The sequence below is a fragment of the Pseudomonas putida genome (assembly GCF_025905425.1).
Taxonomy (GTDB): domain Bacteria; phylum Pseudomonadota; class Gammaproteobacteria; order Pseudomonadales; family Pseudomonadaceae; genus Aquipseudomonas; species Aquipseudomonas putida_AF.
This window is the reverse complement of sequence record NZ_CP109603.1, coordinates 3,569,084-3,587,433: the sequence shown is the minus strand read 5'-3', so window position 1 is coordinate 3,587,433 and position 18,350 is coordinate 3,569,084. Positions and strand designations below refer to the sequence as shown.

The following is an 18,350-nucleotide window of genomic DNA, read 5'->3' as shown; positions in this document are numbered from 1 at the left end:
AAGTGTGCGCAAGTACTCATGGCGGTCAACGTTCTAGCCGCGCGCGGCGCACTTCCCAGGCCATGCGCAGGGATGCGCCGATATCGAAGAACGGGCGGGGCGGCAGGTAACCGGGTTGGGCCTGGCCGAGCACGTCGGTGAGCAGCGCTGAGGTCGAGGCGCTGGCCATGTCAACCAGCAGCCTGCCCCACAGCGTGCCGCGCGCGACCCCCGAACCATTGCAGCCGGCCACGGCATGCAGCCCTTCATCGATCCGCGCGAAGCAAGGCTCGCCGGAACGGGTGCCGCTCAGGTGGCCGGTCCAGGTGTATTCGAGGTCCTTGGCGGACAGCCCGGGGAAGCGCTTTTCCAGCCCTTGCAGATGCTGTTGCCGGCGGGCCTGCAGTTGCGCGCCATTGAGGTCGCGCTGGCGGTACTCCACGGTGTTGCGAATCAGCAGCCGTCGGCGCGGCAGCAGGCGCAGGGTGGCGCCGCCCGGCAAGGTCGACAGCACGCCCCAGGTGCGCTCGCCGAACAGGCTTTGCCAGCGAGGCTCCGTGAGTGGGCGGGTGATGCTGGCGCTCAGTTCCAGCGGGAAGGTGCCGCTCTGGTGCACGCCGACCCTGGGCAAAAACGCGCCGACGCAGGCTAGCACCTGGGTGGCGTTGATCACGCCAGTATCAGTGCGGGCCTGCCAGCCTTGCCCGGCGCGGCGAAGGTTTTGCACCGCGCTGTGCTCGTAAACGTCCACCGATTTGGGCAGGCTGTCCGCCAGGCCCCGCACATACTTTGCCGGTTGCAGCAGTGCGTTGCCGCCGGCGCAATGGATGGCGCGGGTGTAGAAACCGCTGCCTAGGCGTTGTTGCAGGGCTTCGCCTTCCAGGTAGCGGGCGCTGGCGCCAACGGCTTCGAGTGTGCGAATCACGGCCTCGGCCTGTTGCAAGTGTGCGGGCCGATGCACGGCGAAGTGGTACCCACCGTCATCGTACTCGCAGGCGATGCCCAGTTCGGCGATACGCTGGCGCACCTCTTGGGCCGCAGCCACACCAATGCGCGAGGCCACTTCAAAGCTGGCAAAACCGGGGTTGCCGAGCAATTCGTCGGGCGAGGGCAGCTCATGGCTGACGGCAAAGCCCGAGTTGCGTGCCGAAGCGCCCTGGGCCACGCGTTGCCGGTCAAGCAGGACGATGCGTTGCCCCGGGAAGCGTGCGGCCAGTGTGTGGGCGGCAGCGAGGCCGGTGATGCCGCCGCCGATGATCAGCCAGTCGCAGGTGTGCTGGCCTTCGAGGCGCGGGTGCGGGGCAGACTCGCCCGCCAGCGCAATCCATCCACAGCGGTTGTCGATTGCCATCAGCTTCTCCACAATCAATGCGCACGGGTAATCGGTGTTTGTCTTGGGTGCGCCTTCAGGGCCTAATTTACGAGGGCTGTGGCTGTGTTTCTAACGTTAATATTTCATTCAGCTATTCTTGAAACGCATGGATAAAATCTTTCGTGTTCCCTCGCTTCAAGCCCTTCAGGCGCTCATCCACGTAGCGGACAGCAGCAGCTTTACCGAGGCTGCCAGGCAGTTGCACCTGACCCAGAGCGCGATCAGCCGCCAGGTTCAGCAGTTGGAGGAGCATTACGGTGTGGCGCTGTTTGATCGCACCAGCCGCAAAGTGGCGCTGACAGAACATGGCCGTGATGTCTATGCGGTGGCATTCGAAGCCCTGAACGACCTGCGGGCTTTGGCGCAACGGCTTTCGCCGGCGCCCGTGGACCGACCGTTTCGTATCCGTATTTTCGTTTCGTTGGCGGTGCGCTGGTTGCTGCCCAGGCTGAGCAGCTTTTATGCGCTGAATCCGTCGTTATGCCTGTCGATCGAGACCGTGAGCGGGGAGGTGGTGGAAACCAGCGGGGACTGCGATGCGTATGTGCTGTACTTGCGTGATGGCCTTGATGAGCGGCCGTTGACGGTGTTGTTCGATGAGTACCTGGTCCCGGTCTGTGCGCCGCGCCTGGGCGACGGACAGTTACCGCCACGTTCGCTGCACGCGCTAGGTGATCATGCGCTGATCCACGGCTCGACCGCGCGCCATGAGTGGACCCTGTGGCTGCAGGCGCATCAGGATCGCCCCGAGCGCAGTTACAAGCACCTGATGTTCAACCTTGACGACCTAGCGCTGGATGCCGCCGCGCGCGGCCTGGGTGTGGCCATGACAGACCAGGTGCTGGCGCACGATGCGCTGGCCCGGGGTGACCTGATCGTGCCGTTTGGCGAGCCGCTGAAGACCGGTGGGGTGTATGCACTTTGGTTGCGCGACAGCGGGGCGGCGCACCCGGCCTGCACGGCGGTGTTGCAGTGGTTTGAGGCGCAGCTGGAGCAGACTCGCGCTGGCATGGCGGTCAGGTAAGAGCAGCTTTCTTGCTCGCCATCTTTAAAGCCCGCCCAGACCCCTGTGGGAGCGGGCTTGTCCCGCGAAGCAGCCGCCGGGGTGGATGGCACGGGCTTCGCCCGTGTTCGCGGGACAAGCCCGCTCCCACAGGGGGCACGCCGTCTTTACAAACCCGAGCAAAACAGTTGCTCCCACCGGGCTGCTCCCTCAAACCTCGCAGACAAACGTCCCCGTCCCCTCAAGAATGTTCTGCAGTGTCTCCTTCACCTCGTCCATGTCGCTCAGCTCGCTGGTCAGGATGATCTCCAGCGCTTCATCCCCCCTCAGCGCATCGCGATCCCCGGCCGCCACTTCGATCAGCAGGCGCTGGGCGGTCAGCGTCACTTTCAGTCCATCCAGCGTCGAGGGCTCGTCATCCAGGGTCAGGTCGACCGTGTCTTCATCCGGATAGCGGGTAAGCAGGAACATCTGACCCTTGTCGCTGTGGCAGCAGAGGGTCGCCATGTTGTCTTCCTCGTCATCGCAAGGGGTGGCGAAGAGCAGGGCGGTCTTGATTTGCATGAACAGGCTCAGGTCAAAGGAAACGGAAGGGAATTCTGACAGTCTTGCAGGCATCCATAAACGTAAAGTTACCGCCCCTTGACCGAAATTGTCGCAGCGCTGCAAGCGTTGGTGACTACTCAGTCGTTAAGCTTCGGCGAGACCTGGGCGTGCTTTGCACGTTCAACGCCTGGTTATAACCGTCCGCCTTGCCACGGGTTGGCTATCGTTGATCCGTACACGGCGCACGCGAGCGACGCTTCAATTATTACAAAGCCCAAGCGGAGTACCACAGATGGCGTTTTTCACCGCAGCCAGCAAGGCCGACTTCCAGCATCAACTGCAAGCGGCTCTGGCGCAGCACATCAGCGAGCAGGCACTGCCACAAGTGGCGCTGTTCGCCGAACAGTTCTTCGGCATCATTTCTCTGGACGAACTCACCCAGCGCAGGCTTTCCGACCTGGCTGGCTGTACCCTTTCTGCCTGGCGCATCATCGAGCGCTTTGACGCCGAACAACCCCAAGTGCGGGTGTACAACCCAGATTACGAACGCAATGGCTGGCAGTCGACCCACACCGTGGTCGAGGTGTTGCACCACGACTTGCCGTTTCTGGTCGACTCGGTGCGCACCGAGCTCAACCGTCGCGGCTACAGCATCCACACCTTGCAGACCACGGTCCTGAGCGTGCGCCGTGGCGCCAAAGGCGAGCTGCTTGAGCTGCTGCCCAAGGGTACCCACGGCGAGGGTGTGCGCCATGAGTCGCTGATGTACCTGGAGATCGACCGTTGCGCCAACGCCGCCGAACTGACGGTTTTGGCCCGCGAGATCGAGCAGGTGCTGGCCGAAGTGCGTGTGGTGGTAGCCGACTTCGAGCCGATGAAGGCCAAGCTGCGCGACGTCGTGGCGAAGGTAGAGCAGACCGCCTTCGGCCCGGCGCAGCATGACAAAGGCGAGGTAAAGGCGTTTCTCGAGTGGCTGCTGGACAACCATTTCACCTTCCTGGGCTACGAAGAGTTCACCGTTCAGGGCGGCAGCGATGGCGGCCAGATGGTCTATGACGAGCAGTCCTTCCTCGGCCTGCCGCGGCGTTTGCGCGTAGGGCTGACGCCTGAAGAACTGCGTATCGAAGACTACGCCGTGGCCTACCTCAACGAGCCGCTGCTGTTGTCCTTCGCCAAGGCCGCGCTGCCCAGCCGTGTGCACCGCCCGGCCTACCCGGACTACGTGTCGATCCGCCAGCTGGACGCCGACGGCAAGGTGGTCAAGGAGCACCGCTTCATGGGCCTGTACACCTCTACGGTGTATGGCGAGAGCGTGCATGCCATCCCCTACATTCGGGTGAAAGTTGCCGAAGTGGAGCGCCGCTCGGGCTTCGATCCCAAGGCGCACTTGGGCAAGGAACTGGCCCAGGTGCTAGAAGTGCTGCCGCGCGACGACCTGTTCCAGACGCCGATCGACGAGCTGTTCAGCACAGTCATGTCCATCGTGCAGATCCAGGAGCGCAACAAGATCCGCGTGTTCCTGCGCAAGGACCCTTACGGCCGCTTCTGCTATTGCCTGGCTTATGTGCCGCGTGAAATCTACTCCACTGAAGTGCGGCAGAAGATCCAGCAGGTGCTGATGGAGCGCCTCAAAGCCAGCGATTGCGAGTTCTGGACCTTCTTCTCCGAGTCGGTACTGGCGCGGGTGCAGTTGATTCTGCGGGTCGACCCCAAGAACCGCATCGACATCGACCCGCAACTACTGGAAAACGAAGTGATCCAGGCGTGCCGCTCGTGGCACGACGACTACTCAACCCTGGTGGTGGAGAATTTCGGCGAAGCCCAGGGCACCAATATCCTGGCGGACTTCCCCAAAGGCTTCCCGGCGGGCTACCGCGAGCGCTTTGCTGCGCATTCGGCCGTGGTCGACCTGCAGCATGTGCTGGGGCTGTCCGAAAGCAAGCCGCTGGCCATGAGTTTCTACCAGCCGCTGACCCAGGTTGGCGAGCGTACCCTGCATTGCAAGCTGTACCACGCCGACACGCCGCTGGCGCTGTCCGATGTCCTGCCGATTTTGGAAAACCTCGGTTTGCGCGTACTGGGCGAGTTCCCGTATCGCCTGCGTCACGCCAATGGCCGTGAGTACTGGATCCATGACTTCGCCTTCACTTACAGCGAAGGCCTGAGCCTGGATATCCAGCAGCTCAACGACACCTTGCAGGATGCGTTCATCCATATTGTCCGCGGCGACGCCGAGAACGACGCCTTTAACCGCCTGGTGCTGACCGCCGGCCTGCCATGGCGCGATGTGGCACTGCTGCGCGCGTATGCCCGCTACCTCAAGCAGATCCGCCTGGGCTTCGACCTGGGCTACATCGCCAGTACCCTGAACAACCACACCGACATCGCCCGCGAGCTGACCCGGTTGTTCAAGACCCGCTTCTACCTGGCGCGCAAGCTCACCCAGGACGACCTGGACGACAAGCAGCAACGCCTGGAGCACGCGATCCTGAGCGCCTTGGACGATGTTCAGGTGCTCAACGAGGACCGCATCCTGCGTCGCTACCTGGACCTGATCAAGGCCACCCTGCGTACCAACTTCTACCAGCCGGACGCCAGCGGCCAAAACAAGTCGTACTTCAGCTTCAAGTTCAACCCCAAGCTGATCCCCGAGCTGCCAAAGCCGGTACCCAAGTTCGAGATCTTCGTCTATTCGCCACGGGTCGAGGGCGTGCACCTGCGCTTTGGCAACGTTGCCCGCGGCGGCCTTCGCTGGTCGGACCGCGAAGAAGACTTCCGCACCGAGGTGCTCGGCCTGGTCAAGGCCCAGCAGGTGAAGAACTCGGTCATCGTGCCGGTCGGCGCCAAGGGTGGCTTCCTGCCGCGCCGCCTGCCCCTGGGCGGCAGCCGTGACGAGATCGCCGCCGAAGGCATCGCCTGCTACCGCATCTTCATTTCCGGGCTGCTGGACATCACCGACAACCTCAAGGACGGTGGCGTGGTGCCGCCGGCCAACGTGGTGCGGCACGACGATGACGACCCGTACCTGGTGGTGGCTGCCGACAAAGGCACCGCGACGTTCTCCGACATCGCCAACGGCATTGCCATCGACTACGGCTTCTGGCTGGGTGACGCCTTTGCCTCGGGCGGCTCGGCCGGTTATGACCACAAGAAGATGGGCATCACCGCCCGTGGCGCCTGGGTGGGCGTGCAGCGCCACTTCCGCGAGCGCGGCATCAATGTGCAGGAAGACCCGATCACCGTGATCGGCGTCGGCGACATGGCCGGCGACGTGTTCGGCAACGGCTTGCTGATGTCCGACAAGCTCAAACTGGTGGCGGCGTTCAACCACCTGCACATCTTCATCGACCCGAACCCGGAGCCGGCCAACAGCTTTGCCGAGCGCAAGCGCCTGTTCGACCTGCCGCGTTCGGCCTGGAGCGACTACGACACCAGCATCATGTCCGAAGGCGGCGGGATCTTCCCGCGCAGCGCCAAGAGCATTGCCATCAGCCCGCAGATGAAAGAACGCTTCGCCATCGAAGCCGACCGCCTGACCCCGACCGAGCTACTTAATGCACTGCTCAAGGCGCCGGTCGACCTGCTGTGGAACGGCGGCATCGGCACCTATGTCAAGGCCAGCAGCGAAAGCCACGCCGATGTCGGCGACAAGGCCAACGACGCCTTGCGCGTCAATGGCAACGAGCTGCGCTGCAAGGTGGTGGGCGAGGGCGGCAACCTGGGCATGACCCAGCTTGGCCGGGTCGAGTTCGGCCTCAATGGCGGCGCGACCAACACCGATTTCATCGACAACGCCGGCGGCGTGGACTGCTCGGACCACGAGGTCAATATCAAGATCCTGCTCAATGAAGTGGTGCAGGGTGGCGACATGACCGAGAAGCAGCGTAACCAGCTGCTCGGCAGCATGACCGAAGAAGTCGGCGCGCTGGTGCTGGGCAACAACTACAAGCAGACCCAGGCGCTGTCTTTGGCGGCCCGCCGCGCCCGCGAGCGGATTGCCGAATACAAGCGCCTGATGGCGGACCTGGAAGGGCGTGGCAAGCTGGACCGTGCCATCGAGTTCCTGCCGTCCGAAGAGCAACTGGCCGAGCGCCTGGCGGCTGGCCAAGGCCTGACCCGTGCCGAGCTGTCGGTGTTGATCTCGTACAGCAAGATCGACCTCAAGGAGCAACTGCTCAAGTCGCTGGTGCCGGATGACGACTACCTGACCCGCGACATGGAGACCGCGTTCCCGCCGTCGCTGGTCAGCAAGTTTGCCGAGTCCATGCGTCGCCACCGTCTGAAGCGCGAGATCGTCAGCACCCAGATCGCCAACGACCTGGTCAACAACATGGGCATCACGTTTGTCCAGCGCTTGAAAGAGTCCACTGGCATGAGCCCGGCCAACGTGGCGGGCGCCTATGTGATCGTGCGTGACATCTTCCACCTGCCGCACTGGTTCCGTCAGATCGAAGCGCTGGATTATCAGGTTCCGGCCGAGATCCAGCTGACCCTGATGGACGAGTTGATGCGTCTGGGCCGTCGCGCTACCCGCTGGTTCCTGCGCAGCCGTCGCAACGAGCAGGACGCCGGGCGCGACACCGCGCACTTCGGGCCGAAGATCGCGCAATTGGGGCTCAAGCTCGACGAACTGCTGGAAGGGCCGACCCGCGAGCGCTGGATGGTTCGCTACCAGGCCTTCGTCGAAGCCGGTGTACCTGAACTGTTGGCCCGCATGGTGGCCGGTACCAGCCACCTGTACACGCTGTTGCCGATCATCGAGGCGGCTGACGTCACCGGCCATGACCCGGCGCAGGTGGCCAAGGCGTTCTTCGCCGTTGGCAGCTCGCTGGACCTGACCTGGTACCTGCAGGAGATCAGCAACCTGCCGGTGGAAAACAACTGGCAGGCCCTGGCCCGTGAGGCATTCCGCGACGACATCGACCTGCAGCAGCGGGCGATCACCATTTCCGTGCTGCAGATGGTCGATGCACCGCAGGACATGGATGCCCGTGTGGCGCTGTGGGCCGAGCAGCACCGGGTGATGGTCGAGCGCTGGCGCGCAATGCTGGACGACCTGCGCAATGCCACCGGCACTGACTATGCGATGTATGCAGTGGCCAACCGCGAGCTGGTCGACCTGGCCATGAGCGGGCAGGCGGTGGTGGTGCCGTCCTGATCGTTGCTCTGAAATGAAAAAGCCCCGGCAGTGATGCCGGGGCTTTTTTAGGGGGCTGTCCCGGCCTCTTCGCGGGGCAAGCCCGCTCCCACAGGTTGCCCACTTAACCTGAGGGCAGTCCAACCTGTGGGAGCGGGCTTGCCCCGCGAAGAGGCCACTGCAGGCTTACTTGAACCTGCGCTCCACGCCTTTCTCCACCAGAATCTTCGCCGAAATCTCTTCCACCGAAAAATGCGTGGAATTGATATTGGGAATGTTCTCCCGACGGAACAGGCTCTCTACCTCGCGGACTTCGAACTCGCACTGGGCAAAGCTCGAATAGCGGCTGTTGGGCTTGCGTTCGTGGCGAATGGCGGTCAGGCGGTCGGGGTCGATGGTCAGGCCGAACAGCTTGTTGTGGTGCTTTTTCAGCACCGCCGGCAGTTGCAGGCGTTCCATGTCGTCTTCGGTCAGCGGGTAGTTGGCCGCACGGATACCGAACTGCATCGCCATGTACAGACAGGTTGGCGTCTTGCCGCAGCGCGAAACGCCGACCAGAATCAGGTCGGCCTTGTCGTAGTAGTGCGTGCGCGCGCCATCATCGTTGTCCAGGGCAAAGTTGACCGCCTCGATACGCTCCATGTAGTTGGAGTTGCCGCCAATCGAGTGCGATTTGCCCACGGAATACGACGAATGGGCGGTCAATTCCTGCTCAAGCGGGGATAAAAACGACGAAAAGATGTCGATCATGAAGCCATTTGAGGTGGCCAGGATTTCACGGATGTCCTGATTGACGATGGTGTCGAAGATGATTGGGCGCACACCGTCGCGCTCGGCAGCCGCGTTGATTTGCTGCACCATGGTCCGCGCCTTGTCCGGCGAATCGATGTAAGGACGGGTAAATTTATTGAACGGAATGCTTTCGAATTGAGCGAGCAGGCTTTGCCCCAGGGTCTCGGCAGTGATGCCGGTGCCGTCGGAGATGAAGAACGCGGTTCTTTTCATTTGCATCCTGGGCCTTAAGCTGATGACGTTTCTTGGATATGATAAGTTCGGTTTGCCGAATGCGGCTGTCGGCATTCTCACTTATTTTCCAGGTACAGGCCACAAACGCCCGGCCAAGTCAAAGAAGACAGGCGGGCGCCTTTGAGCTTTTCCAACACAGTTAGTGGAGAGATCACCTTGGTAGAGTACGTAGTTTCCCTCGATAAGCTCGGCGTCCATGATGTGGAGCATGTGGGGGGCAAGAACGCATCCCTGGGCGAGATGATCAGCAACCTTGCGGGTGCTGGTGTATCGGTGCCGGGCGGCTTTGCCACTACGGCGCAGGCGTATCGCGATTTTCTCGAACAGAGTGGTCTCAACGAGCGGATCCATGCCGCACTCGATGCGCTGGATGTGGATGACATCAACGCCCTGACCAAAACCGGCGCGCAGATTCGCCAGTGGGTCATGGAAGCCGAATTCCCGGCACGTCTTGATTCGGAAATCCGTATAGCCTTCGCCGAAATGGCCGCCGGCAATGACAACATGGCCGTTGCCGTGCGCTCTTCTGCCACCGCAGAAGACTTGCCGGACGCCTCGTTCGCCGGCCAGCAGGAAACCTTCCTGAACATCCGCGGCGTCGATAACGTGATCCGCGCGGCCAAGGAAGTGTTTGCCTCGCTGTTCAACGACCGCGCCATTGCCTACCGCGTGCACCAGGGCTTTGACCACAAGCTGGTGGCCCTGTCTGCCGGCGTGCAGCGCATGGTCCGCTCGGAAACCGGCACCGCCGGTGTGATGTTCACCCTCGACACCGAGTCGGGCTTCCGTGACGTGGTGTTCATCACCGGCGCCTACGGCCTGGGTGAAACCGTGGTGCAGGGTGCGGTCAACCCTGACGAATTCTACGTGCACAAGAACACCCTGCAGGCAGGCCGCCCGGCGATCCTGCGCCGCAACCTGGGCAGCAAGGCGATCAAGATGATCTACGGCGACGAGGCCAAGGCCGGTCGTTCGGTCAAGACCGTCGAAGTCGACCGTGCCGAGCGTGCGCGCTTCTGCCTGAGCGATGCCGAAGTCAACGAACTGGCCAAGCAGGCCATGATCATCGAGCAGCACTATCAGCGCCCGATGGACATCGAGTGGGCCAAAGACGGTGACGACGGCAAGCTGTACATCGTTCAGGCGCGCCCTGAAACGGTAAAAAGCCGTTCCAGCGCCAATGTCATGGAACGCTACCTGCTCAAAGAGAAGGGCACCGTACTGGTCGAAGGCCGCGCAATCGGCCAACGCATCGGCGCTGGCAAGGTCCGCGTGATCAACGACGTGTCCGAGATGGACAAGGTTCAGCCAGGCGACGTACTGGTCTCCGACATGACCGACCCGGACTGGGAGCCGGTCATGAAGCGCGCCAGCGCCATCGTCACCAACCGTGGTGGGCGTACCTGCCATGCGGCGATCATTGCCCGTGAACTGGGTATTCCGGCAGTGGTTGGTTGCGGCAACGCCACCCAACTGCTCAAAGACGGCCAGGGCGTGACCGTGTCGTGCGCCGAAGGCGATACCGGCTTCATCTTCGAAGGTGAGTTGGGCTTTGACATCAAGCAGAACTCGGTTGATGCCATGCCGGACCTGCCGTTCAAGATCATGATGAACGTCGGCAACCCGGACCGTGCCTTCGATTTCGCCCAGCTGCCCAACGCCGGTGTCGGCCTGGCGCGCCTGGAATTCATCATCAACCGCATGATCGGTGTGCACCCCAAGGCGCTGCTGAACTACGCTGGCCTGCCGGCAGAGCTCAAGGACAGCGTCGACAAGCGTATCGCCGGTTACGACGACCCGGTCGGTTTCTATGTCGAGAAGCTGGTCGAAGGCATCAGCACCCTGGCGGCCGCCTTCTACCCGAAAAAGGTCATCGTGCGCCTGTCGGACTTCAAGTCCAACGAGTACGCCAACCTGATCGGCGGCAAGCTGTACGAGCCAGAAGAAGAGAACCCGATGCTGGGCTTCCGCGGCGCTTCGCGTTACATCAGCGAATCGTTCCGTGACTGCTTCGAGCTCGAATGCCGCGCCCTGAAGCGCGTGCGCAACGAAATGGGCCTGACCAACGTCGAGATCATGGTGCCGTTCGTGCGCACCCTGGGCGAAGCCAGCCAGGTCATCGACCTGTTGGCCGAAAACGGCCTGGCCCGTGGCGACAACGGCCTGCGCGTGATCATGATGTGCGAGCTGCCGTCCAACGCGATTCTGGCCGAAGAGTTCCTTGAGTACTTCGACGGCTTCTCGATCGGCTCCAACGACCTGACCCAGCTGACCCTGGGCCTGGACCGTGACTCGGGCATCATTGCGCACCTGTTCGACGAGCGTAACCCGGCCGTCAAGAAGCTGCTGGCCAACGCCATCCAGGCGTGCAACAAGGCCGGCAAGTACATCGGCATCTGCGGCCAGGGCCCATCGGACCACCCGGACCTGGCCAAATGGCTGATGGAGCAGGGTATCGAGAGCGTGTCGCTGAACCCGGACTCGGTGCTCGAGACCTGGTTCTTCCTGGCCGAGGGCCAGGGCGCAGCCTGATCCAGTGAATTGCGGGGGTGCGTCTGGCGTGCCCCCGCCTGGTTTGATCCAGGGCGAGTTCCAGCAATGGTTCCCGCCCTTTTTTGTGCACCAAGCAACCTTATGCATAGCAGCAGCACTTTATTTCCCGTGGCCTTGCTCAGCGCTGAACGCCGAGGCGATCTGAGCGAGGACGTGTACCGGATCAAGGCCGGCAACAGCCCCGACCCAAGCGTCGAGCTGGCCGTGACCCGCCTTGGGCTGGCCGACCAGCCGGGCGCCCAAGGCGTACCGGTCATTCTTCTGCACGGCAGCTTTTCCAACCGCCGTTTCTGGTATTCGCCCAAAGGCATCGGCCTGGGCGCGTTTCTGGCCCGCGCAGGTTTCGATGTGTGGATCCCGGAGATGCGTGGCCATGGCCTGTCGCCGCGCAACCGTCAGTGGCAGCACAACCGTGTCGCCGATTACGCCCGCGATGACTTGCCCTTGATCGCCGCTTTCGTTCAGGAACAGGCCGGCCAGGCGCCGCACTGGATTGGCCATTCCTTGGGCGGGACAACCCTGGCTGCGGCGCTGGGTGGTGGTTTCTTGCCCCCTGAGCAGGTTGCCAGCGCCGCGTTCTTCGGCACCCAGGTCAGCCGGGTGTACTGGCCCTTGAAAGTGCCGCCGGTGGTGTGGGGGGCGAAGTTGCTGCTCAAGCGCTGGAGGCAGATTCCGGGGCAGCGGTTAAAGCGTGGCCCCGAGGATGAGCCGATTGGCCTGGCACTCGAAAGCATGCGCTGGCACGGCCTGTTCGGACGCTTTGGCGACAAGGACAATGACTGGTGGGCAGGGCTTTCGCAGATTGATGTGCCGGTGCTGGCAGTGGCCGGTGCAGGGGACTTCCAGGACCCTGTATGGGCTTGCCGCAAGCTGTTCGAGCAACTGGGCGGGGCGCGCAAGCAGTTTCTGCGGTTGGGGCGCGAGGAAGGTTTCGAGGCATTCGGGCATGTCGACATGCTGGTCAGCAAGGCGGCCCAGGCGCAGGTCTGGCCGTTGGTGGAGCGCTGGTTGAAAGACCCGATGGTGCCGGTGCATGCGTCGATTGTGGCGGCGGAGCCTGTGTTGGCCAGCTGATTCTGTGCGGCCTTTACTGGCCTCTTCGCGGGGCAAGCCCGCTCCCACAGGAATACCACTGGCCTAAGGGCTGCAGTGATCCTGTGGGAGCGGGCTTGCCCCGCGAAGAGGTCAGTGTAGAAGGAATGCAACTGACTGCTCAGTCCCGGATGACGTCAACAGCCTCTCCGGTGTAGCCTTGGCCCATATCCGCTTTCGTTGTGACTGACAGGAGCTTCCCATGCAGCATTACGTAACGCCCGACCTGTGCGACGCCTACCCGGACCTGGTCCAGGTCCTCGAACCAATGTTCAGCAACTTCGGTGGCCGCGATTCGTTCGGTGGCCAGATCGTCACCCTCAAGTGCTTTGAAGACAACTCGCGGGTCAAGGAGCAGGTCGAGCTCGACGGCAAGGGCAAGGTGCTGGTGGTCGACGGTGGCGGTTCGCTGCGCTGTGCGCTGCTGGGCGACATGCTGGCCGAGAAAGCCGCCAAGAACGGCTGGGAAGGCCTGGTGGTCTACGGCTGCGTACGCGACGTGGACATCCTGATCCAGACCGACGTCGGCGTGCAGGCCCTGGCCAGCCACCCGAAAAAAAGCAACAAGCAGGGCATTGGCGAGCTAAACGTGCCGGTGACCTTCGCCGGTGTGACCTTCCGCCCGGGTGAGTATGTGTATGCCGACAACAATGGCGTAGTGGTCTCGCCAAGCCCGCTGAAAATGCCGGAGTGATGCGCCGCACGCGCTGATGGAGCTTTGATGTTCGAGGAAGACAACGCGCAGTGGGGGCTGGTGCATGCCCTGGTGCTCGATGGCAAAGGCGGCGCGCGCTCGATTGCCCGTACCGAACTGGACGACCTGCAGCTGCACCCCCAGGAAAGCCTTTGGCTGCACTGGGACCGCAGCCATCCACAAACCCGCACCTGGCTGCTGCGAGACAGCGGCCTGAGCGAGTTTGCCTGCGAGCTGCTGCTGGAAGAAAACACCCGGCCGCGCTTGCTGCCGTTGGCAGATGAACAGTTGTTGCTGTTCTTGCGCGGGGTCAACCTCAACCCAGGCGCCGAGCCTGAGGACATGGTCTCGGTGCGCATCTTCGCCGAGGCCCAGCGGGTCATTTCGCTGCGCCTGAGGCCGCTCAGGGCCAGTGACGAGATTCTCCAGTTGCTCAGCGAGGGCAGGGGGCCGAAGTCGGCTTCCGAATTGCTGTTGCTGATGGGTGAGCTGCTGACTGAAAAGGTCCAGGGTCTTGTCAGCGACCTGTCCGAGCTGGTCGATATCGAAGAAGAAAAGGTCGAATCCGACGAACGGTATACCCCCGAGCAAGGCAGCCTGCAGCAGATCCGTCGCCGCGCCGCCGGCTTGCGGCGTTTTCTGGCGCCGCAGCGTGAAATCTACGCGCAGCTGTCACGCAGCAAGTGGAGCTGGTTTGCCGATGCCGATGCCGACTACTGGAACGAACTGAACAACAGCCTGATTCGCTACCTCGAAGAGCTGGAGTTGACCCGCGAGCGGGCCGCGCTGGTGCTTGAGAGCGAGGATCGGCGGCGCAGCGAGCGGATGAACCGGACCATGTATCGCTTCGGCATCATCACCTGCATTTTTCTGCCCATGAGCTTTGTCACCGGGCTGCTCGGCATCAATGTCGGCGGTATTCCGGGGTCGAACAGCCCGTATGGTTTCCTGTTCGCCAGCCTGCTGGTGCTGGGCCTGGCGGTGGGGCAGTGGTGGTTGTTCCGCCGGTTGCGGTGGGTATGAATGGCTATTGACCTGTCCCGGCCTCTTCGCGGGCAAGCCCGCACCCACAGGTATGCGCTCCCTGTGGGAGCGGGCTTGCCCGCGAAGTCCCCAACGCTTGTTCATTTTGAAACATTCGTCCCAATGCGATGTGTGACCCATCGCTGTGCCATCTCGTCTCTTGCTGATACTGCGCGAGGTGCCCATGCACGATCCGTTTGAAGAATCCCTGCGCGACCTGCTCAAGGCGTCGCCGTCCGGCCAGGACCGAGACGACGCTGCATGCCTGGGTCGTGTGCTGAAAACCGCCAACCGCCAGGTCGGTGCGGGTGATCTGTTCAGCCTGCTTGGCCGTTGGAGCCAGGCGCTGCTGATTGCCGTCAACAATGGCTCGGCGCATGTTGCGCCCGTGCGTAGAAACTCTACCCGCAACGCTGCCACCGGCAGCAAAGCAGATAAGGCCGATTGAATATGGAACTGGATCTCTGGACCCAAAGCCTGGTCACCGCCATGACTGCCCTTTGGACCAAGGTGGCGAACTTCATCCCTAACCTGTTCGGCGCGCTGGTCGTGGTGCTGCTCGGTTTTGTGGTGGCCAAGCTGCTCGACGCGCTGCTGTCCAAGCTGCTGGCCAAGCTCGGCCTGGACCGCCTGATGGCCGGTACCGGGCTGACCAAGATGCTGAGTCGGGCTGGCATCCAGGTGCCGATTTCGACCCTGATTGGCAAGATCGTCTACTGGTTCGTGTTGCTGATTTTCCTCGTCTCGGCCGCTGAATCGCTGGGCCTTGAGCGGGTGTCGGCGACCCTCGACATGCTCGCCCTGTACCTGCCTAAAGTGTTTGGCGCGGCGCTGGTGCTGCTGGCCGGCGTGCTATTGGCACAAGTGGCAAATGGCCTGGTACGCGGTGCAGCCGAAGGCATTGGCCTTGAGTATTCCGCAGGTCTTGGGCGTATCACCCAAGGCCTGGTGATCATCATCAGCATCTCGGTGGCCATCAGCCAGCTTGAGGTCAAGACCGACCTGCTCAACCACGTTATCGTCATCGGGCTGATTACCGTTGGTCTGGCCGTTGCCTTGGCCATGGGCCTGGGCAGCCGCGAAATCGCCGGGCAGATTCTGGCCGGAATCTACGTGCGTGAACTGTACCAGGTCGGCCAGCAGGTGCGGATTGGAGAGGTCGAAGGGCATATCGAGGAAATCGGCACGGTCAAGACAACGCTGTTGACCGATGATGGCGAACTGGTGTCGCTGTCTAACCGTGAGCTGCTTGAGCAGCGCGTGAATAGCCGCTAACCGCACAAAAGCTGTTAATGTATGCCGCCGCGAAATCGACCCACGGGGTCGCGCGGCGACATTGACCTGACTGTCGGCCAGATCCGTTTTGAATAAAGTTCATTCGCCGCCCATGCGTTATGACCCCCGCGAGCTCACCGACGAAGAGTTGGTGGCGCGTTCGCATGAGGAGCTGTACCACGTTACCCGCGCCTATGAGGAGCTCATGCGGCGCTACCAGCGGACCCTGTTCAACGTGTGTGCACGTTATTTAGGGAACGACCGGGATGCCGACGATGTCTGTCAGGAAGTGATGCTCAAAGTGCTTTACGGGCTGAAAAACTTCGAGGGTAAGTCGAAGTTCAAGACCTGGCTCTACAGCATCACCTACAACGAGTGCATTACCCAGTACCGCAAGGAGCGCCGTAAACGTCGGTTGATGGATGCCTTGAGTCTGGACCCTGTTGAAGAGGCGTCCGAGGACAAGGCTCCAAAACCCGAAGAAAAAGGCGGGCTGGACAAATGGCTGGTGCATGTGAACCCGATCGACCGGGAAATCCTGGTGCTGCGTTTTGTCGCAGAACTGGAATTTCAGGAAATCGCCGATATCATGCACATGGGCCTGAGCGCGACGAAAATGCGTTACAAGCGCGCGCTAGACAAGCTTAGGGAGAAATTTCACGGGGTAGAGGAAACTTAACCCCGTGCAAATAGCTCTAACGAATCGGCGAGTTCTGCTAGACTTGCCGTCGAGTTGTCCCCCTTGTTGTTGGTGGGACTGCTTAACTATCACCAGATGGGGATTTAACGGATGAAATTGAAAAACACCTTGGGCTTGGCCATTGGCTCGCTCGTAGCTGCTACTTCGTTCGGCGTTCTGGCTCAAGGCCAAGGCGCTGTCGAAATCGAAGGTAACGTTACCAAGCAGTACTACGACAGCGAGCGTAACTTCAAGAACGACGGCACCAATCCTGGTGTTCGCCTCGGTTACTTCCTGACCGACGACGTTTCCCTGGACCTGGGCTACAACGAGACTCACAACGCTCGTGGTGATGTCTTCAACAAAGACATCAAAGGTTCCAAAGCCAAGCTCGACGCTACCTACCACTTCGGTACCGTTGGCGATGCTCTGCGTCCGTACGTTTCCGCTGGTTTCGCTCACGAGAGCCTGGGCCAAGCTACCCGTAGCGGCCGTGACCACTCCACCTTCGCCAACGTTGGCGCTGGCGCCAAGTGGTACATCACCGACATGTTCTTCGCCCGTGCTGGCGTTGAAGCCATGTACAACATCGACAACGGCAACACCGAGTGGGGCCCATCCGTTGGTGTTGGTCTGAACTTCGGCGGTAGCCCGAAGCAAGCTGAAGTTGCTCCGGCTCCAGTTGCCGAAGTCTGCTCCGACAGCGACAACGATGGCGTTTGCGACAACGTCGACAAGTGCCCTGACACCCCGGCCAACGTTACCGTTGACGCCGACGGCTGCCCGGCTGTTGCCGAAGTCGTTCGCGTTGAGCTGGACGTCAAGTTCGACTTCGACAAGTCGGTCGTCAAGCCTAACAGCTACGGCGACATCAAGAACCTGGCTGACTTCATGAAGCAGTACCCACAGACCACCACCACCGTGGAAGGTCACACTGACTCCGTGGGTCCAGACGCTTACAACCAGAAGCTGTCCGAGCGTCGTGCCAGCGCTGTCAAGCAAGTCCTGACCCAGCAGTACGGCGTAGAATCCAGCCGTGTTGACTCGGTTGGCTACGGTGAGACCCGTCCGGTTGCTGACAACGCCACCGAAGAAGGTCGCGCTGTTAACCGTCGCGTTGAAGCGCAAGTAGAAGCCCAGGCCAAGTAATTGGTTTGATGCTTCATGAAAAACCCGGCCTCGGCCGGGTTTTTCTTTGCCTGGTTTTCAACCGGGATGTCATGCCACCTGCGTCAGGCCGCACATTGTTTCAACAGAGGCTCCAACCACCTCACCAATCACCAGAATCGCCGGGCTGCATAGCCCGAACGCCCGCGCATCCTCTACCATCCCCAGTACATCGCTGCGGCATTCGCGCTGCTGCGCCAATGATGCATTCTCGATCATCGCCACCGGCACATCTGGCGCCATGCCACCTTGCAGCAGCCCTTGGCGAATCTGCTCCAGCCGCGCCACGCCCATGTACACCACCAACGTCGTGCCCCCCTGGGCCAGCGCCGCCCAGTTCAGTTCGCTGTCATCCTGGGTATGTGCCGTGACCAGCGTCACCCCGCGGCTCACCCCGCGCGAGGTCAGTGATATACCGTATTGCGTCGCCCCTGCCAGGCCTGCAGTGATGCCGTTGACCAGTTCAACCTCGATACCGTGCCCTTGCAACCAGGCGGCCTCTTCGCCTCCTCGACCGAAGATGCATGGATCGCCGCCTTTGAGCCTTACCACGCAGCGCCCCTGACGCGCATGGCGCAACATCAGGCGCTGGATAAAGGCTTGGGGCGTGGAGCGACAGCCGCCGCGCTTGCCCACGGCAATGACCCGCGCCTGTGGGCAATGCTCCAGCACGGCGGGGTTAACCAGGTCGTCGATCATCACCACCTGGGCTTGCTGCAATGCCCGCACGGCCTTGAGGGTCAGCAGTTCGGGGTCACCAGGGCCGGCACCGACCAGCCAGACTTTTGCATTCATCGTTGTTTC

14 protein-coding genes are annotated in these 18,350 nt (G+C 61.9%); 10 read left to right on the top strand and 4 right to left on the bottom strand.

Annotated features, from left to right (window positions below):
- Positions 1-25: 25 nt before the first annotated feature.
- Positions 26-1,324 carry an NAD(P)/FAD-dependent oxidoreductase gene (locus tag OGV19_RS15945; protein ID WP_264313952.1) on the bottom strand — a complete coding sequence of 433 codons (1,299 nt, stop codon included), beginning with the start codon at positions 1,322-1,324 and terminating at the stop codon, positions 26-28.
- Positions 1,325-1,457: 133 nt separating this feature from the next.
- Here OGV19_RS15945 and OGV19_RS15940 point away from each other — a divergent pair, with 133 nt between their 5' ends.
- Positions 1,458-2,375 carry a LysR substrate-binding domain-containing protein gene (locus OGV19_RS15940; protein WP_264309639.1) on the top strand — a complete coding sequence of 306 codons (918 nt, stop codon included), beginning with the start codon at positions 1,458-1,460 and terminating at the stop codon, positions 2,373-2,375.
- A 189-nt stretch (positions 2,376-2,564) separates the two neighbouring features.
- Here the strand turns inward: OGV19_RS15940 and OGV19_RS15935 are convergent, their stop codons facing one another.
- Complete coding sequence (locus OGV19_RS15935) at positions 2,565-2,918, bottom strand: hypothetical protein (RefSeq protein ID WP_264309638.1); 354 nt, start codon at positions 2,916-2,918, stop codon at positions 2,565-2,567.
- 274 nt (positions 2,919-3,192) lie between these two features.
- On the opposite strand from OGV19_RS15935, the gene OGV19_RS15930 reads away from it, so the two are divergent.
- Positions 3,193-8,058: an NAD-glutamate dehydrogenase gene (locus OGV19_RS15930; RefSeq protein WP_264309637.1), complete on the top strand. Its 4,866-nt coding sequence runs from the start codon at positions 3,193-3,195 to the stop codon at positions 8,056-8,058.
- Positions 8,059-8,223: 165 nt separating this feature from the next.
- Here OGV19_RS15930 and OGV19_RS15925 read toward each other — a convergent pair whose 3' ends face one another.
- On the bottom strand, positions 8,224-9,048 hold the full coding sequence (locus OGV19_RS15925; RefSeq protein WP_264309636.1) for a posphoenolpyruvate synthetase regulatory kinase/phosphorylase PpsR: 825 nt from the start codon (positions 9,046-9,048) through the stop codon (positions 8,224-8,226).
- Positions 9,049-9,219: 171 nt separating this feature from the next.
- On the opposite strand from OGV19_RS15925, the gene ppsA reads away from it, so the two are divergent.
- The 8 genes from ppsA (at position 9,220) to OGV19_RS15885 (ending at position 17,528) form a co-directional block, all read left to right on the top strand.
- Positions 9,220-11,595, top strand: a complete 2,376-nt coding sequence (ppsA, locus tag OGV19_RS15920) for a phosphoenolpyruvate synthase (RefSeq protein ID WP_264309635.1) — start codon at positions 9,220-9,222, stop codon at positions 11,593-11,595.
- Positions 11,596-11,661: 66 nt separating this feature from the next.
- Positions 11,662-12,690, top strand: a complete 1,029-nt coding sequence (locus OGV19_RS15915; protein ID WP_264309634.1) for an alpha/beta fold hydrolase — start codon at positions 11,662-11,664, stop codon at positions 12,688-12,690.
- A gap of 220 nt (positions 12,691-12,910) precedes the next feature.
- Positions 12,911-13,402, top strand: coding sequence for a ribonuclease E activity regulator RraA (gene rraA / locus OGV19_RS15910; protein WP_264309633.1), 492 nt, complete (start codon positions 12,911-12,913; stop codon positions 13,400-13,402).
- Between the two features lie 27 nt (positions 13,403-13,429).
- The gene (locus OGV19_RS15905) at positions 13,430-14,425 is read left to right on the top strand and encodes a divalent cation transporter CmaX (protein ID WP_264309632.1); all 996 of its coding nucleotides are present in this window, start codon (positions 13,430-13,432) and stop codon (positions 14,423-14,425) included.
- A gap of 184 nt (positions 14,426-14,609) precedes the next feature.
- On the top strand, positions 14,610-14,873 hold the full coding sequence (locus OGV19_RS15900) for a hypothetical protein (RefSeq protein ID WP_033700486.1): 264 nt from the start codon (positions 14,610-14,612) through the stop codon (positions 14,871-14,873).
- A gap of 2 nt (positions 14,874-14,875) precedes the next feature.
- Positions 14,876-15,700 (top strand): mechanosensitive ion channel family protein, encoded by an 825-nt coding sequence (locus OGV19_RS15895; protein WP_264309631.1) that lies wholly within the window; start codon positions 14,876-14,878, stop codon positions 15,698-15,700.
- 112 nt (positions 15,701-15,812) lie between these two features.
- Positions 15,813-16,379 carry an RNA polymerase sigma factor SigX gene (gene sigX, locus OGV19_RS15890; protein ID WP_264309630.1) on the top strand — a complete coding sequence of 189 codons (567 nt, stop codon included), beginning with the start codon at positions 15,813-15,815 and terminating at the stop codon, positions 16,377-16,379.
- 111 nt (positions 16,380-16,490) lie between these two features.
- Positions 16,491-17,528, top strand: a complete 1,038-nt coding sequence (locus OGV19_RS15885) for an OmpA family protein (RefSeq protein WP_264309629.1) — start codon at positions 16,491-16,493, stop codon at positions 17,526-17,528.
- 69 nt (positions 17,529-17,597) lie between these two features.
- On the opposite strand, the gene cobA is transcribed toward OGV19_RS15885, so the two are convergent.
- Positions 17,598-18,341 carry a uroporphyrinogen-III C-methyltransferase gene (gene cobA / locus OGV19_RS15880; RefSeq protein WP_264309628.1) on the bottom strand — a complete coding sequence of 248 codons (744 nt, stop codon included), beginning with the start codon at positions 18,339-18,341 and terminating at the stop codon, positions 17,598-17,600.
- Between the last annotated feature and the right edge of the window lie 9 nt (positions 18,342-18,350).

What these genes read in the sequence shown, in the direction of transcription:
- OGV19_RS15940 (WP_264309639.1), top strand. Translation starts at nt 1,458, where the DNA reads ATGGATAAAATCTTTCGTGTTCCCTCGCTTCAAGCCCTTCAGGCGCTC.
- OGV19_RS15935 (WP_264309638.1), bottom strand. Translation starts at nt 2,918, where the DNA reads ATGCAAATCAAGACCGCCCTGCTCTTCGCCACCCCTTGCGATGACGAG.
- OGV19_RS15930 (WP_264309637.1), top strand. Translation starts at nt 3,193, where the DNA reads ATGGCGTTTTTCACCGCAGCCAGCAAGGCCGACTTCCAGCATCAACTG.
- OGV19_RS15925 (WP_264309636.1), bottom strand. Translation starts at nt 9,048, where the DNA reads ATGCAAATGAAAAGAACCGCGTTCTTCATCTCCGACGGCACCGGCATC.
- OGV19_RS15915 (WP_264309634.1), top strand. Translation starts at nt 11,662, where the DNA reads ATGGTTCCCGCCCTTTTTTGTGCACCAAGCAACCTTATGCATAGCAGC.
- rraA (WP_264309633.1), top strand. Translation starts at nt 12,911, where the DNA reads ATGCAGCATTACGTAACGCCCGACCTGTGCGACGCCTACCCGGACCTG.
- OGV19_RS15905 (WP_264309632.1), top strand. Translation starts at nt 13,430, where the DNA reads ATGTTCGAGGAAGACAACGCGCAGTGGGGGCTGGTGCATGCCCTGGTG.
- OGV19_RS15900 (WP_033700486.1), top strand. Translation starts at nt 14,610, where the DNA reads ATGCACGATCCGTTTGAAGAATCCCTGCGCGACCTGCTCAAGGCGTCG.
- OGV19_RS15895 (WP_264309631.1), top strand. Translation starts at nt 14,876, where the DNA reads ATGGAACTGGATCTCTGGACCCAAAGCCTGGTCACCGCCATGACTGCC.
- sigX (WP_264309630.1), top strand. Translation starts at nt 15,813, where the DNA reads ATGCGTTATGACCCCCGCGAGCTCACCGACGAAGAGTTGGTGGCGCGT.
- OGV19_RS15885 (WP_264309629.1), top strand. Translation starts at nt 16,491, where the DNA reads ATGAAATTGAAAAACACCTTGGGCTTGGCCATTGGCTCGCTCGTAGCT.
- cobA (WP_264309628.1), bottom strand. Translation starts at nt 18,341, where the DNA reads ATGAATGCAAAAGTCTGGCTGGTCGGTGCCGGCCCTGGTGACCCCGAA.